We start from the raw sequence: 14196 nt of genomic DNA, 5'->3' as shown, positions 1-14196 counted from the left end.
TCCAAAAATAATTGAGAGGCTAGGACTTTTGTCCCAGCCTCTTTTTATTCTTGTGGCTCCTTGGGCAGCTCCATACGGAAGCGCAAGCCCATAGCTGTTTTATCAAATTGGTAGGCCAGTTCTTCATGGTCTAGCAAGTGTTGGACCACGAAGAGTCCCAGACCTCCTTCCTTCTTCTGACGGCTAGCGGTCATTGGCAGCTCGGCGGTCTCTACCATTTCCTGGCTGGCATTTTCAATCGCCAAGTGCGTCCCTTCCTCTTCGAGACGGAGCTGGATCTCTCCACCCGCATCCGAATGCTTAACGGCATTACTGATGACATTTGAGAGAACCAATTTCAGAATCGCTGGGTCCATATAGACGGCTTTGTCAGGGATCTGATTGTCAATCGTGAGCGCGCGGGATTGAGCCAAGACCTTGTACTGGTCGAGGATCTGCTCTACGACCTGATCCAGCTGGATCCACTCCTTGTTACCGGCCAATTCTTGGACAGAGGACAGGGACAGGATTTCTAGGACGATCTGGTTCATCTCATCGACGATATCGAGGGAGACCGACAGGTAGCGGTCCCGATCCTTGTAGCGGCCAATCTTATCCCGCATATTTTCTAGGATAATCTTCAAGCTGGCTAGCGGCGTCTTGAGCTCATGCGAGGCCCCCCGTAGGAATTCGACCTTCATCTGCTCCAACTTCAGATTTTCCTGTTTCTGCTGCTCTAGATTGTCGATCACTTCTAGGAGATGGTGATAGAGGTCGTTGATCTGTTGCTTGAGGACGCCGATCTCATCCTGCGAATGAATGGGAAGACTGGCCGTCCGATCCAGTCGCTTCATCCGCTTGGTCATCTGCTTGATCTCAAGGATCGGAGCAGAAATCAGGCGGGCATAGAGATAGGAGGCAATCAGTGACAGAACAAAGGAAGCGAGGAGACTATAGGGAAGAAAGCCCAGACTGATGTCCCGCGCTTCCTTTTGGGAATCGACAGTTGCTAAGAATTGCAAGGTCAAGTCCTTCCCCTCTTTAGTCTGGATCTTTCGCTCCTCAATGACCAGGGAATTGTTCTGGCTATCCGGGTTCAGGAGCAAGTCATCCTTGACCTCTAGGGCATTTTGTTTTTCCTTGCCCTTGATCGAGACCTTGATATCATTGGTCTTGGAATAAAGGTCAATGACCGACTCAATGGTCCCTTCTTCCTGGCCTTGAAAACTTTTGGCCAAGGCCTGTGATTTCTTCAAAATCGTCTGGCGCTGAGACTCGATATAGGTCGATGGGAAAATAAAGTAAACCGAAGCGTGTAGAAGGATGACTAAGCCACTAAAAAGGGCAAAGGTGATCAGAAAGATCTTTGCAAAGATACTCCGTTTGGTCATGGTCTCTCCAATTTATAGCCGACATTGCGCACCGTAACGATACAGTCCAGCTCTAGTTTTTTTCGTAGTTCCTTGATATAGACATCGATCACCCGGTCAAAAGGAATCTCCTCTGTCTCCTTCCAGACGGCATCGAGGATCTGAGAGCGGGTCCGGGCCTTACCCTCATGCTGGAGCAAGTATTCCAAGATTTCCAACTCCTTGGCATTCATGGAGATGGCTTGCCCAGCTAGACTGGCTGTGTAGCTCTCAAAATCCACCCGTGCCTCTCCATAGGTGAAGATCCGTGAAGGCTGGAGCTTTTTAAAAATAGCTTCGATACGGACCTTCAAGAGGGACAAGGAAAAGGGTTTTTCCAGGTAGCCATCTGCCAACTCTCCAAAGGCTGTCAACTTATAGTCCTCATCATGGAAGGCCGTCAGCATGAGGACAGGAACCGAGCTGGTCTTGCGGATGGTCTTGAGCACTTCCAAGCCATTGAGGATAGGGAGCTGGATATCCAGCAAGACCAGATCTGGCGCCTCTCTGTGAAAGAGGTCCAAGGCCTCCTGCCCATCACCTGCTTCAAAGACCTCATAGCCACATTCCATGAGATAGTCGCTCATCCCTTCGCGAATCAGGACTTCATCTTCTACGATTAGTATCTTCATACACTTTCCTTTTATCTAAGAAACTTCTTCTACCTCCTATTATACCCTATTTCTATTTTAGGAAACAATCTCTTATTCGACATCCACCAAGAGATCTTTTGGTTTCTTATGCAAGAGCCATTGAGAAGAAAGGATGGATACGAGAATCAAGAGGAGGCCGCCAACCAAAACAATCACCAACAATTGGCTCGGTTGGATGTCCATATGGAGGTCTGTCAGGGTCTTACTGAAGCTTTCTGCCTCAGCTCCACCACCAAGGTTGGCTGCAGAGGATTCTTGAGCCATTTGTTTGGCAATGCCACTGGTTACGTTCTTGAGTACCGTATCTCCGACTGTTTTGGCAAGAAGTCCTGCAACTCCATAGGAGAGGAGGAAGGCGGGGATGGAAATCATGACCAATTCTGCCACGAATTGCCCTGCAATCTGCACCTTGGAGTGTCCCAGAGCTAGCAAGATACCCACTTCTCTGCGACGGGCATTGAGCCACAAGACGAGGAGAAGGGTGAGAAGCAAGCTAGCAAAGATGAGGCTACCGATAAACAAGTAGTCCGCCACTTGGAACATGCTGCTGATGGATTTTTGCAAGGCCGGGTAGTTGGAAGAGCTCTTAACCAAGTCATAGAGGTTCCAGTCAATGTCGAGTGCTTTGATTTTTTCGATCAATTGATCCAGGTCCTGATCCCCCTTGGCAAAGAAGGTCGCATCCTCATAGGTAGCTGTTTGAACAGTATTGCCGTAGAGCTTGGCAGCTGTATCCAGGTCAGAAATGAGGGTATCTTCATACAACTCTTGGGCGTAGGTTAGAGGAGCTTGGTTCTTCCCTGAGAACAGACCCTTAATGGTCACTTCGACAGTTTCATTAGCCCCTTTTTCATTGTCAGCATCGTAGAGATTAGACTTGAGACGCACCTTATCACCTACCTTGAGGCCATTCTTTTTCGCCAAATCTTCGTGCATGAGGATTTGGTTTTTGTCCTTGTCTGTCAAGTGCTCCCCTTGGACCAGCTTGTAGGCTCCAGAGACAAACTTATCTTCTTTAGAAGAGTCATTGACCCCCGTCACCATCAGGGTGTTTTTAAAGTATTTGGCCCGCTCTGGAGATTGATTTTGCAGGGTTTCTTCAGTCTCAATGATCTCGTGGTCTAGGATATCTGCGATGGCATTGATCCGCCTGATGGAGGAAGTGATCCCCTCTACCTGGCTGATTTTTTCGATATCTTCTCCTCTGAGATTCCCAGCTCCCCGTGGGGTTCCTGGATTGGTCCTGCGGTTGATCTGCATGGAGAAGCTATTAGTGATGGATCCCAGGCTTTCCGACGAAGCTTTTTGGGTCGCTCCCTTCATGGAGAGTCCGATCAAGCTCAAGGTCACCATGAGGAGAATGATGGCAAAGAGCAAGAGGGACTTGGGCCATTTACGTGTGATATAAGCAAAAGCATTGCGCAACATAACATTCCCTCCTTACTTACTCTTCTCAACGAGGCTACGGCGACTCAATTCCAAGACCACATCGGAGGCCTCTGCCACTTCCTTACTGTGGGTGACGACGATGACACATTTTTGGCGTTCCTTGGCCAACTTCTTCAAAATGGCAATGATATCACCAGCTGTCTGTTCATCTAAGTTTCCTGTCGGCTCATCTGCTAAGATGACAGGTGCTTCTGAAACAAGCGCACGCGCAATGGCCACCCGTTGTTGCTGCCCGCCGGATAGTTGTAGGACATTGCGTTTGATTTGCGTTTCGTCCAATCCCAACTCCAAGAGAATGTCTTTCCCAGCTTGTTTGTTGACCAGGCGAACATTTTCAAGTGGCGTCAAATAGTCAATCAGATTGTAATTCTGAAAGACCAGGGAGACATGGTGCTTGCGGTGGTAGCTAGACCCTTTGGTCTGGATGTCCTCCCCATCAAAGAGAACCTGTCCCTTCTTGGGATTGTCCAGACCAGCCAAGAGGGATAGGAGGGTTGATTTCCCTGCTCCAGACTGACCGATAATGCTGTAAAAAGTCCCATTTTTGAACTGATAGTTCACGTCTGAGAAGATCTCTTCTTGGTAGCTTTGGTAACTATAGGATACATGTTTGAGTTCTAGCATATATGTCATTTCTCCTTAACTCATTTTTGTTAATATTTCTTTTGGACTCTTGCGCCAGATCATGCTGGTCGTTACACCGAGCGACAGAAGGATCAAGCACAAGAGGCTAGCATAGGCGATTCCTAAGGAAAGGCCTTGAGGGATTTGGTTGAGTAATTCTAGGGTCTGCTGTTGACCGGTCTGTCCGACAAACTGCTCTAAGAAACGATGGCTGACCATCCGCCCGATGAGAAAGGCTGGGATCACCGCTAGTAAGGATACCAGCACCACTTCCAAGAGGAACTGTCTAAAGATCCGGCCCTTGCTCTTCCCAATGGATAAGAGGACCCCGATTTCGTGGATCCGCTCCCGTGTCCAAAGACTGAGTAAGAGCGATAGGGCACCGGCTCCCGTCACTAGGAGGACGATCATCATGATCCGCACCAGGCCTTCTAGGGTCTGAGAGGATTCCTTCATCTGGTCAAAGGCCTTGCGATCTTCGACCACGCGTAGAGATTGCCAATCCAGATCCAAGCTTTTGACTTGCTTCAAGAGGGCATCGATTTTCTCAGGATCTTTGACGCCAAAGGTGACCTGGGTCACTTCTTGCTGACTGAGACCAAGTAGCTTAGTCGCATCCTCATAAGGGAGGTAGACTTGGTTTTCACTCAGATCAGAGGTCATCCCTGTGAATTTTTCCTGTTTCTTACCCGAAAAGATCCCTATGATTTTAAAGGTTTGCTCTTTGGCGGGAGTCTCCCCCATCTGAAAGCTGGATAAGGTCAAGGAATCTCCGACCTTTAGCTTGTTCTTCTTAGCCAACTCTTGGTGGATCAAGATCTGGCCGCGAGCCTTGTCGGATAAGTGCTTGCCTTGCACCAGTTGGAAACTGCTACTCCGGAAATCCAGGTGCTGGTCTGTCTTCTGGGTAAAGACAGCGCCTAGCGCTTGCTTGGCTTCCTGCCCCAAATCGTCTCGCTCCACCGACTGCTGTCCCGTCACCGCTTCTTTACCAAGAATGCGAACGGGACTTTCATATTGAGGAACCATAGCTCCCACCCCAGCTAGTTGCTGCACCTTTTCAGCTTCCTTCAGAGCAAAGGGAGTAGCCCCTTGCTTACTGGTCAGGGCAAAACTGGTCCCAGCCGACTGTTTGATATGGTCCTCCAACCTTTCACCCACTTGCATCAGTGAAAAACAGAAATACAAGCAAGAGAGGATCAAGAGGAGAATCAGAAAGAGAACCAGATTCCTCGTTCTTTTCCGAGAAATATAGGCGATTGCCTGTTGTAAGAGCATGATCTTACCCTCCATTTCAAGGTCCACGGCGATACAATGTGGACGCTTTCATCATTTGTTATAGTTATTATAGAAAAGAAATGTGAAATGTTTATGAAATAGAAAAAATTTCCTAGAAAAATCTAGGAAAACTGAACAGTCGTTTAGAGTTACTTTATCTATAGCCATAGAAAAAACCTTTGAAAAAGGATTCCTTTTCAAAGGTTTTATTTTCTTTTCTTGTTGATTTCTTTTTCAATGGCACTAGCAATCTTCTCCACCATATAGGCTGTCTGGAGATTGCGCAAGATCAAGAGGGCCCAAAAACATGCAAAGAGCATTTGACCCGCCATGGTCGCTTCATTGAAAAAGTATGTCTCCATAGCAGTAAAGACTGCTATCACTGCAAATTGTTTTCTATTCATAAAATTATTTTACCATGATTCAGTAAAAAATTCATGTATTAATCGTCTTGCAGGGTGATTTTATCGGATAAAAAGTGAAATTCCTCAGGGATGACACTTTCCTCTTTTTCTACCACTTCCGCTTTTTGTCCACGCGCCTTAGCCGAAAACTCTGCCCGGATTTGGGTCCATTCTTCCATCGAAACCGCTAAAATCTCTGGTGAGAAGCCCGCAGCATTGCTGAGGATATTTCCAAACATGGTATTGAGGTTGTCCCTCTTCATGGTCTGTTCAGCATTAAAGGCAGACTCAAAGGCTAAAATAGCGTGATTTTCATTGGCAGCGACCGGCTGGGATCCGATTAAGAGGGCCTTATCCGCACCTGCCAAGCTCTCGATAATTTCCCCCCAAGCGTTCTGAAGACGGATCAAGTTGGTCCGTGCCAACTCTGGATTTTCAACCGCCTCTTGTAAAATGGCGTTGACCTTGTTTCGATCTGCACGGTAGCCCTTGCTCGACTTGGTTGGACGAGCTACTGTCGGTTTTGAAGCAGGAAGACTGCTACCTGATTGCGCTAACTGTTGCTTGAGTTGAGCGACTTCCTTTTTCAAGTCTTCCAGCTGAGCTAGCACATTGGAAGGAACTTCCACAGCTGCTGAGTTAGAAACTTGGCCCGTGCTTTCAGCCAATTTAATGGTCATCATTTCAGTGTAAATGCGCGGTTGCAGACTATTTTTGATATCCGCTAGACTGGTTGTCGCCTGGTCAATCAGGGCAAAAAGACGGGCTTGATCAGCTTCAAGATTGACCGCAAACAAGTCACTAGCGTGAGTGTTTTCTCCGCCTGTCTGGACAATCAATAGATCTCTCAGGTATTGAAGTAAGTCCGTAACGAAACGGGCCATATTCTTCCCGTTATCAAAGATAATCGCCAGCTGATCCAGCGCCGCTGTCGCATCATGAGCCAGGATGGCAGCTACGTACTGATCGAGCGCAGCTAGGCTGATTGAGCCCGTAATCTCTTCAGCGATTGCTGTCGTCAACTCACTACCCGCAGTCAGACTCAGGGCTTGATCCAAAATGGACAAGGCATCCCGCATCCCACCTTCAGCGCGCCGAGCAATGATCTGGACAGCATCTGCTTCATAGGCAATGCCTTCAGTAGCTAGGATATTTCCCAAATGCTGGACAATGTCTGGCAATTTGATAGATTTGAATTCAAAGCGTTGCACCCGTGACAGAATAGTAGCTGGAATCTTGTGCAACTCCGTTGTTGCAAGGATAAAAACCACGTTTTCCGTCGGCTCTTCCAGCGTCTTCAACAAGGCATTAAAGGCCCCTGTTGAGAGCATATGGACCTCATCGATAATGTAGACCTTGTGCTTGGCTAGACTTGGAGCATAGGTGGACTTGTCGCGAATATCGCGAATTTCATCGACCCCATTGTTGGAGGCTGCATCGATCTCGATAACATCTTCCAGGCTCCCATTGGTAATGGATTCACAGATATAGCAGTCGTTACACGGCTCCCCATTGACTTGATTAGGACAGTTCATAGCCTTAGCAAAGATCTTGGCCACACTGGTTTTCCCAGTACCACGAGGACCAGAAAAGAGATAGGCATGGCTGATCTTGTCCTGCTCCACTGCCTGTCTCAATGTCCGTGCCACCACTTGCTGGCCGACCAATTGGCCAAAGGTCTGGCTACGGTATTTCCGATATAAAGCTTGATACATTAGTTCTTAACCCCAAACATCTTAAAGTCCCAGTTTGTCTTTTCGATCAAGAGAGCGACAAACTTTTCCAAATACTCTTGATCCAGCTGATCATAGTCAGAGACACACTCCGAATCCAGGTCTAAAACCCCAAGGAGCTGACCGTCCTTGACCATAGGCACCACAATCTCACTCATAGCCCGGCTATCACAGGAAATATAGTTGGCATGCTGGCGCACATCATCGACAATCATGGTTTCCTGCTTTTGAGCTGCTTCTCCACAGACACCCTTTCCAAGAGCGATATGGACACAAGAAACACCTCCCTGAAAAGGTCCCAGGATTAATTCCGTTTGGTCATACAAATAAAAACCTGCAAAGACCGAACGAGGCAGGGCTTGATTTAAGAGCGCACTGGCATTGGACAGATTAGCCAAGGCATTGCTTTCTCCTGTTAAGAGAGCGTCTAATTGAGCCAGCAAGAGCTGGTATTGTGATTCTTTTTCCGAATGTTTCATACCTTCCATTATACCAAATCTTTGCCCAAAAATTAAGCTTCAAACAGCGAAAGAAAAGAGAGTGGGACAGAAATCAGTAATTCGTTAGAATTCGATTTCGTCGTCCCACCTCCGCACAGTTGAGTAGGACTGTAAAAGCTGATGAAATCAGCGTAGTAGAGCCCACTCAACCACTGCGTCTTGCTCGACAATCCAAAAACAATTGAGAGGCTAGGACTTTTGTCCCAGCCTCTGGAATATAGATAAAGTTATCTTAGAAACTTTCCTTAGGTGAGGACGGACGTCAGCGAACTTCAAAGAAGTTCCATGACTAATTATTGAGCCTAAGGTCTCAATAATTCCGAGTGCTAGAAACAATTTTGTTTCTAGCACTTTTCTCACGGCGGAAAGTTTCAATATTTTCTTGATTCATTTTAAAAATGAAATCTCAGTTTTATTTCTTTGCAGAATCATTTAACTCATTCTTCTAAAAATTATTTTATCTATTCATGCCGCCGATTGAAGTGAAAGACTTCAAAATATTGAATGGCCCGATAGATTAAAAAGATGGTCAAGATGATGGCCACCAGCCAAATCGTCTTTAGTCCATAAAACTGGATCAAGTAGGTCGAAAAAATGGCCCCACAGACGAAACTCCCGATCAAGCAGGTCATAAAGATGGCTTCCCAGAGGAATTTCATCTCCCTGTCTCTAACAAAATTTCCATAAGCTACCATGGTTTTCTTGAGATTTCCGGTCATAAAAGAGTGGTTGTAGGCATAGCTACCTACTTCTCCAAATGAGGTCGCTACGATTCCCAAACTCAGGCCAAAAAAAGGCACGATGAAGACATTTTTTACCGATGCTGGCAAAAATCCCGTCACCAAAGTTGTGAGGATATAGGGCACTAGGGTACTCAAGCGCCAGACTGAATTATCAATCAAGCGACGCAAGACCGTCATTAAAAAGATCCCCAGCATAAAGGCCAGCATCGTGGCTAACTTCACTTCTACATCTGAGATCTGCTGGCCGATCAAACCAACCGATAGAAAGACCACATTTCCCGTCTGGCCTGCCGCCAAGGTCCCACCCCGACAAATAAAGGTATAAGCATCTGAAAAACCAGCACACATGGTCAATATACAAGCGAACGCCTTGGTCCGCGAATGAAACTCCCTTTTCATTTCCATTCTCCCTAGGAAAAAGAGGGAGTGGTACAGAATATTAAAAAACATTTCTCATACCACTCCCGCAACATTGATTGAGAACTCTTTCGAGTCTTTTAGCGAATGAAGAGTCTCACCAACTACTGCGACATTCCGTCACTCCTCATATCCGTAGACACTTGGTGACCAGTTGCCCTTCTTCTCTCTTTTTCTATTTTCCCTCACGCGCTTCGTTGAGGATTTTTTCAATCTTGGTTGTGATCAAGTCAATCGCAACTGTGTTGGTCACGCCCTCAGGAATGATCACGTCCGCATAACGCTTGGTTGGCTCGATGAACTGGTGGTACATCGGTTTTACTACACCAAGGTATTGCTCAATGACACTATCCAGACTCCGGCCACGCTCTTCCATATCTCGCTTGATCCGGCGAATGATCCGCACATCATCATCCGTATCAACGAAAATCTTGATGTCCATCAAGTCCCGAAGACGCTTGTCTTCAAGAACTAAGATTCCTTCCACGATGAAAACATCTTGTGGTTCCTGACGATAGGTCTTGCTGCTGCGCGTATGTTCAGCATAGTCATAAGTTGGAATATCTACCGGACGACCCTCCAAGAGTTCATTGATCTGCGCAATCATCAAGTCCGTATCAAAGGCAAAAGGATGGTCATAGTTAGTCTTGATCCGCTCCTCAAAGGTCAAATGACTTTGGTCCTTGTAATAAGAATCATGCTCAATCATGGCAATCTTTTCATTCGGAAAATTGGCCAAAATGGCACGAGACACACTGGTCTTTCCACCACCAGAACCACCAGTAACACCAATAATAATAGGTCTATTTTGCATTTTCTACTCCATTACCTGTAGTCGCCTGAGAAGAAATAGACATCTCAGACACATCTTATCCATTTTACCATATTTTTGCCTAGACATGAATAGTTTTTCAGTCAGAAGTTTGAAAACAAAAAGGACCTTGCGGTCCTTTCATTACTTCACTTTTTCTAATTTAGCGGCAAATTCATTACCACCACGTAAGACGAGTATATTTTTTCCACCATTGACAGGTACGAAACAATAATTTGAATTAGCTTGTATATAGACTTCCTTAGCGCTCTTCACTTGATAGCCTTCTGATTTCACCGCTTCTTGAATTACGTCAAATGTGTGTTCAATCTCTTCTTTAGAAGTCGTGTCTCCATCATACTTTTCTTGATCAGCTAGAGAATAGAATGCGTAAGCCTTGTTATCGTAATACTTATCACTTATAATTCCATGATCTGAAATCTGAACAGTTGTATTATCTCCTTCTGTCACATTCTTCCATTTTCCAACCATGGCCTTTGGTGTTTCAACCTTGTGATAGACCAAATTATCTTCAAAGTTTCCTTTGTATGACTTATAAGTTTTCAAGTCGAATAAATCATTTCTTAAAATAATATTGCTTCCGTCTTTTTGGAGCAAGTTATAGCGTGTGTTCCCACCAGACTTAATAACAACAATTTCTGTCGTCTTCAGGTTAAATTTCTTATCGACATCCGCAAGTGAATGCAAGTCTGTTGCATTTAACAAAGAAAGTGCTGTATTAAATTCTTTTTTCGCTTCATTCCCCTTGAGAACCTTTTTGATGGTCTCACCACCATTGACTTTTTGTTTCTTTCCACTTAGTTCATAAGTGATCGGACTAGAATCCGTATTTCTCAACCAAACACCATCTAGACTTGGCCCACCTGAAAAGAAAAAGAACCAAGCAAAGGCAATCACTGCGACAAGTCCCGCAACTGCAGCCCCAATTTGGGTTTGTTTATTAAAAGAAAATGTCAATTTTTTCGGTCTTGGAACAGGTTGTAATGTTTTCGCCGATGGCTGCGGTTGGACAACAGCTGGCTGCTCTTGTGAAAGAGGCGCACTAGGTGCAACAGGTGCTTCTTGAGCTGGAGCTGGTGCCTCTGTCGTTGGAGCCTGCGCCTCAGTTGCTGGAGTCGGCTCTTCTTTTCGCTCTACGACAAACTCCCCTTTTTCACGCGCTTCTTGAAATTCTTGCATACTTGGCTTGCGACCATTGACCGCTTCAAAGTATTCAACCCAATCGTTTTGATTCATCATATCCCCCTTATTGATTCATCATAAAAACTAACCATATTATACCACAAATCAATGGTTAATTTTTTGATTTTCAGAAAAATATCTGAAAAAAGTCCAAGTGATTTTCCACTTGGACCTTCTTCATTATTTCAAAACTTTTTGTGTTTTCGCATAGTTGGCTTCTACAGCTTCTTTTTCAGCCTTCCACCAGTCTTGGTGGTCTGTGTACCACTTGATGGTATCTTCCAAACCTGCTTCAAAGTTTGTGAATTGTGGTTCCCAACCTAATTCTTCACGCAATTTGGTTGAATCGATGGCATAACGCAAATCGTGACCAGCACGGTCTGTTACACGGTCGTAGGCGTCTTTTGGTTGACCCATTTTTTCAAGGATCAACTCCAGCACTTCTTTGTTATTCTTTTCACCATCGGCACCGATCAGGTAAGTTTCACCAATACGGCCTTTAGTGAGGATAGCCCAAACACCAGTTGAGTGGTCGTTAGTGTGGATCCAGTCACGGACGTTCTTCCCTTCACCATAAAGTTTTGGCTTGATGCCAGACAAGATATTGGTGATTTGACGTGGGATGAATTTTTCGATGTGTTGGTATGGCCCGTAGTTGTTTGAACAGTTAGAAATCGTTGCTTTAACACCAAAGGAACGAACCCAAGCCTTCACGATCAAGTCTGAAGCAGCCTTGGTTGATGAATAAGGGGATGATGGGTTGTATTTGGTTTCAGCAGTGAATTTTTCACCAGGACCTTCCCCATGTCCAGGAAGATCTTCGCGCAATGGAAGGTCTCCATACACTTCGTCTGTTGACACGTGGTGGAAACGAATGTCGTACTTACGAGCTGCTTCCAAAAGTGTATAAGTTCCAACAAAGTTTGTGTAGATAAATGGAGATGGATCTTTGAGGGAGTTATCATTGTGGCTTTCAGCTGCATAGTGGACAATGGCATCAGCCTTGGCAGCCAATTTGTCAACTAATTCAGCATCAGCGATGTCTCCCACAACCAATTCAACACGGTCCCCAAGGATTTCTTCGATGTTGGCACGGTTACCAGCGTAAGTGAGTTTGTCAAGGACAGTCACATGCATGTCTGGATGGTTGTTGTAGACATAGTGTACGAAGTTTGAACCGATGAAACCAGCTCCACCGGTTACGATGATGTTTTTGTATTCAGTCATTTTTTCTCCAAATAGTTTTTAGTTTTGATTATTTCTTAAATCAATCTTTTTTTAGCTTTCCTTAGGTGAGTACGGACGTCAACGAACTTCTTCGAAGTTCCATGACTAAGTTTTGAGCCTAGTGTCTCAAAACTTCCGAGCACCTGAAACAAAATAGTTCAGGTGCTTTTCTCACGGCGGAAAGCTAATCATATAGCTCGCTTCGCTCGTTTATAACAAAGCTAAAAACTATATAATGATTTTCTTAATTGTTTTAAGAGCTATATTCTTACAAATCCTCTGGTTTGAGGGGGTTAACGTCTTTGAGCAATGGGTGATTTTTATCTGCTTCTGAGACTTCTGCTTCTTCCAAGTTTTCCCACTTGATATCAAGGCTTGGGTCAGCGTAGTTGACAAAGGCGTATTTAGGTTTAAGTTCAAGTGCCCAGTAATCATTTACAAGGTAGCTATATGACACTTTGTCAGACAAAACTTGGAAACCATTGGCAACACCACGAGGAACAAAGATTCCTTTTGAGGCATCAATAACAGTTTGATAAGTATTCCCAAACGTTTCGCCTTCACGGAGGTCAACCCATGTTCCAAGAACCTTTCCTTCATCTGCTACTGAGATGTATTTATCCCAAGGCTCAGCATGCAAGCCACGCAAAACATTTTTACGTGAGAATGAAATATTGTTTTGCAACTTGCCTTCTGCAAAGAAGCTTTCAGGGAATCCAAGGGGAAGCATTTTCTCTTTTTGGAAGTTTTCTTTAAACCAACCACGGTTATCTCCGCGCACCGGAATATCAAACTCCATCAAGCCTGGGATAGCATCAATTTTGCGGGCTGCTAATTCTTTTTCGAAAAATTGTTCTGTCATTAAGCTTCTCCAATCAAACGGAGCAAGTATTGTCCGTATTCGTTTTTCTTCAGTGATTGCGCTAATTCATGGACTTGTTCTTTGTTGATATAACCCATGCGATAGGCAATTTCCTCAAGGTTAGCCACTTGGACATTTTGCAAGCGTTGAACAGTTTCGATATATTGAGATGCTTGCAAGAGACTTTCGTGAGTTCCAGTATCCAACCAGGCAAAACCACGGCCCATGAGCTCAACAGAGAGATCTCCACGCTCCAAATAAGCCTTGTTAACATCAGTGATTTCAAGCTCTCCACGAGGGCTTGGTTTGATGTTTTTGGCAATTTCTACCACATCATTGTCATAGAAATAAAGTCCTGTCACTGCAAAGTTCGATTTTGGATGTTCTGGTTTTTCCTCGATAGAGATAGCATTCATATCCGCGTCAAACTCTACCACCCCAAAGCGTTCTGGATCTTTAACTTGGTAACCAAAGACAGTCGCTCCTTTTTCCTTCGCTTCTGCCCGTTGCAACATCTTGGTTAAGCCATTTCCGTGGAAGATATTGTCCCCAAGGATGAGAGCAACATGATCGTCACCGATAAAGTCTTCCCCGATGATGAAGGCTTGCGCCAAGCCATCTGGACTTGGTTGCTCTGCATAAGAGAGAGAAATTCCTAGTTCAGAACCATCTCCAAGAAGCTCTTCAAAACGAGGAAGGTCTTGAGGAGTCGAGATGATCAGGATTTCTTTGATCCCTGCCAACATAAGGGTTGACAGCGGATAGTAGATCATTGGTTTGTCATAAATGGGCATCAACTGTTTAGAAGCCGCTCGTGTCAATGGATACAAGCGAGTTCCTGAGCCCCCTGCTAAAATAATACCTTTCATAATGGTAGGCCTTTCTACGTAGTCATTACCCTTAT

At 45.2% G+C, this 14196-nt stretch carries 14 protein-coding genes; all 14 read right to left on the bottom strand.

What is annotated here, in order from left to right:
- Window positions 1–44: 44 nt before the first annotated feature.
- The 14 genes from I2E70_RS03765 to rfbA all read right to left on the bottom strand — a co-directional run bounded on the left by I2E70_RS03765 (window position 45) and on the right by rfbA (window position 14161).
- Entirely contained in the window at window positions 45–1370 is a 1326-nt protein-coding gene (locus I2E70_RS03765; protein ID WP_070466193.1) for a sensor histidine kinase, read from the bottom strand.
- Entirely contained in the window at window positions 1367–2020 is a 654-nt protein-coding gene (locus I2E70_RS03760) for a response regulator transcription factor (RefSeq protein WP_070466194.1), read from the bottom strand. The genes I2E70_RS03765 and I2E70_RS03760 overlap by 4 nt, the downstream gene beginning before the upstream one ends.
- 72 nt (window positions 2021–2092) lie before the next feature.
- On the bottom strand, window positions 2093–3469 hold the full coding sequence (locus I2E70_RS03755; protein ID WP_070466196.1) for an ABC transporter permease: 1377 nt from the start codon (window positions 3467–3469) through the stop codon (window positions 2093–2095).
- Window positions 3470–3481: 12 nt separating this feature from the next.
- A complete protein-coding gene (locus I2E70_RS03750; RefSeq protein WP_049472614.1) occupies window positions 3482–4123 on the bottom strand; it encodes an ABC transporter ATP-binding protein in 642 nt (213 codons plus the stop codon).
- Between the two features lie 6 nt (window positions 4124–4129).
- Window positions 4130–5392 (bottom strand): ABC transporter permease, encoded by a 1263-nt coding sequence (locus I2E70_RS03745; RefSeq protein WP_155169522.1) that lies wholly within the window; start codon window positions 5390–5392, stop codon window positions 4130–4132.
- Between the two features lie 206 nt (window positions 5393–5598).
- Window positions 5599–5796, bottom strand: a complete 198-nt coding sequence (locus I2E70_RS03740) for a DUF3272 family protein (protein ID WP_049518722.1) — start codon at window positions 5794–5796, stop codon at window positions 5599–5601.
- A gap of 38 nt (window positions 5797–5834) precedes the next feature.
- Window positions 5835–7511 (bottom strand): DNA polymerase III subunit gamma/tau, encoded by a 1677-nt coding sequence (gene dnaX / locus I2E70_RS03735; protein ID WP_195423511.1) that lies wholly within the window; start codon window positions 7509–7511, stop codon window positions 5835–5837.
- Entirely contained in the window at window positions 7511–8008 is a 498-nt protein-coding gene (locus I2E70_RS03730; protein ID WP_118397466.1) for a GAF domain-containing protein, read from the bottom strand. The genes dnaX and I2E70_RS03730 overlap by 1 nt, the downstream gene beginning before the upstream one ends.
- 482 nt (window positions 8009–8490) lie before the next feature.
- Window positions 8491–9171, bottom strand: coding sequence for a YoaK family protein (locus I2E70_RS03725; RefSeq protein WP_195423507.1), 681 nt, complete (start codon window positions 9169–9171; stop codon window positions 8491–8493).
- 193 nt (window positions 9172–9364) lie between these two features.
- The gene (udk, locus tag I2E70_RS03720) at window positions 9365–10003 is read right to left on the bottom strand and encodes a uridine kinase (RefSeq protein WP_003002524.1); all 639 of its coding nucleotides are present in this window, start codon (window positions 10001–10003) and stop codon (window positions 9365–9367) included.
- A 141-nt stretch (window positions 10004–10144) separates the two neighbouring features.
- A complete protein-coding gene (locus I2E70_RS03715) occupies window positions 10145–11257 on the bottom strand; it encodes a hypothetical protein (RefSeq protein ID WP_195423582.1) in 1113 nt (370 codons plus the stop codon).
- Window positions 11258–11383: 126 nt separating this feature from the next.
- A complete protein-coding gene (gene rfbB, locus I2E70_RS03710; protein WP_195423505.1) occupies window positions 11384–12430 on the bottom strand; it encodes a dTDP-glucose 4,6-dehydratase in 1047 nt (348 codons plus the stop codon).
- A 268-nt stretch (window positions 12431–12698) separates the two neighbouring features.
- On the bottom strand, window positions 12699–13292 hold the full coding sequence (locus tag I2E70_RS03705; RefSeq protein WP_195423503.1) for a dTDP-4-dehydrorhamnose 3,5-epimerase family protein: 594 nt from the start codon (window positions 13290–13292) through the stop codon (window positions 12699–12701).
- Window positions 13292–14161 carry a glucose-1-phosphate thymidylyltransferase RfbA gene (gene rfbA, locus I2E70_RS03700; protein WP_003016930.1) on the bottom strand — a complete coding sequence of 290 codons (870 nt, stop codon included), beginning with the start codon at window positions 14159–14161 and terminating at the stop codon, window positions 13292–13294. Before rfbA ends, I2E70_RS03705 begins: the two co-directional genes overlap by 1 nt.
- Between the last annotated feature and the right edge of the window lie 35 nt (window positions 14162–14196).

Origin of the sequence: Streptococcus parasanguinis (genome assembly GCF_015556095.1) — a bacterium.
Lineage (GTDB): Bacteria > Bacillota > Bacilli > Lactobacillales > Streptococcaceae > Streptococcus > Streptococcus parasanguinis_Q.
This window is presented reverse-complemented; position numbering and strand designations above follow the sequence as displayed.

Bases quoted from the DNA above. Each gene is read 5' to 3' on its own strand.
- I2E70_RS03725 (WP_195423507.1), bottom strand. From the start codon at position 9,171: ATGAAAAGGGAGTTTCATTCGCGGACCAAGGCGTTCGCTTGTATATTG.
- I2E70_RS03765 (WP_070466193.1), bottom strand. From the start codon at position 1,370: ATGACCAAACGGAGTATCTTTGCAAAGATCTTTCTGATCACCTTTGCC.
- I2E70_RS03750 (WP_049472614.1), bottom strand. From the start codon at position 4,123: ATGACATATATGCTAGAACTCAAACATGTATCCTATAGTTACCAAAGC.
- rfbA (WP_003016930.1), bottom strand. From the start codon at position 14,161: ATGAAAGGTATTATTTTAGCAGGGGGCTCAGGAACTCGCTTGTATCCA.
- I2E70_RS03745 (WP_155169522.1), bottom strand. From the start codon at position 5,392: ATGCTCTTACAACAGGCAATCGCCTATATTTCTCGGAAAAGAACGAGG.
- I2E70_RS03755 (WP_070466196.1), bottom strand. From the start codon at position 3,469: ATGTTGCGCAATGCTTTTGCTTATATCACACGTAAATGGCCCAAGTCC.
- I2E70_RS03715 (WP_195423582.1), bottom strand. From the start codon at position 11,257: ATGAATCAAAACGATTGGGTTGAATACTTTGAAGCGGTCAATGGTCGC.
- I2E70_RS03730 (WP_118397466.1), bottom strand. From the start codon at position 8,008: ATGAAACATTCGGAAAAAGAATCACAATACCAGCTCTTGCTGGCTCAA.
- rfbB (WP_195423505.1), bottom strand. From the start codon at position 12,430: ATGACTGAATACAAAAACATCATCGTAACCGGTGGAGCTGGTTTCATC.
- I2E70_RS03705 (WP_195423503.1), bottom strand. From the start codon at position 13,292: ATGACAGAACAATTTTTCGAAAAAGAATTAGCAGCCCGCAAAATTGAT.
- I2E70_RS03740 (WP_049518722.1), bottom strand. From the start codon at position 5,796: ATGAATAGAAAACAATTTGCAGTGATAGCAGTCTTTACTGCTATGGAG.
- udk (WP_003002524.1), bottom strand. From the start codon at position 10,003: ATGCAAAATAGACCTATTATTATTGGTGTTACTGGTGGTTCTGGTGGT.
- I2E70_RS03760 (WP_070466194.1), bottom strand. From the start codon at position 2,020: ATGAAGATACTAATCGTAGAAGATGAAGTCCTGATTCGCGAAGGGATG.
- dnaX (WP_195423511.1), bottom strand. From the start codon at position 7,511: ATGTATCAAGCTTTATATCGGAAATACCGTAGCCAGACCTTTGGCCAA.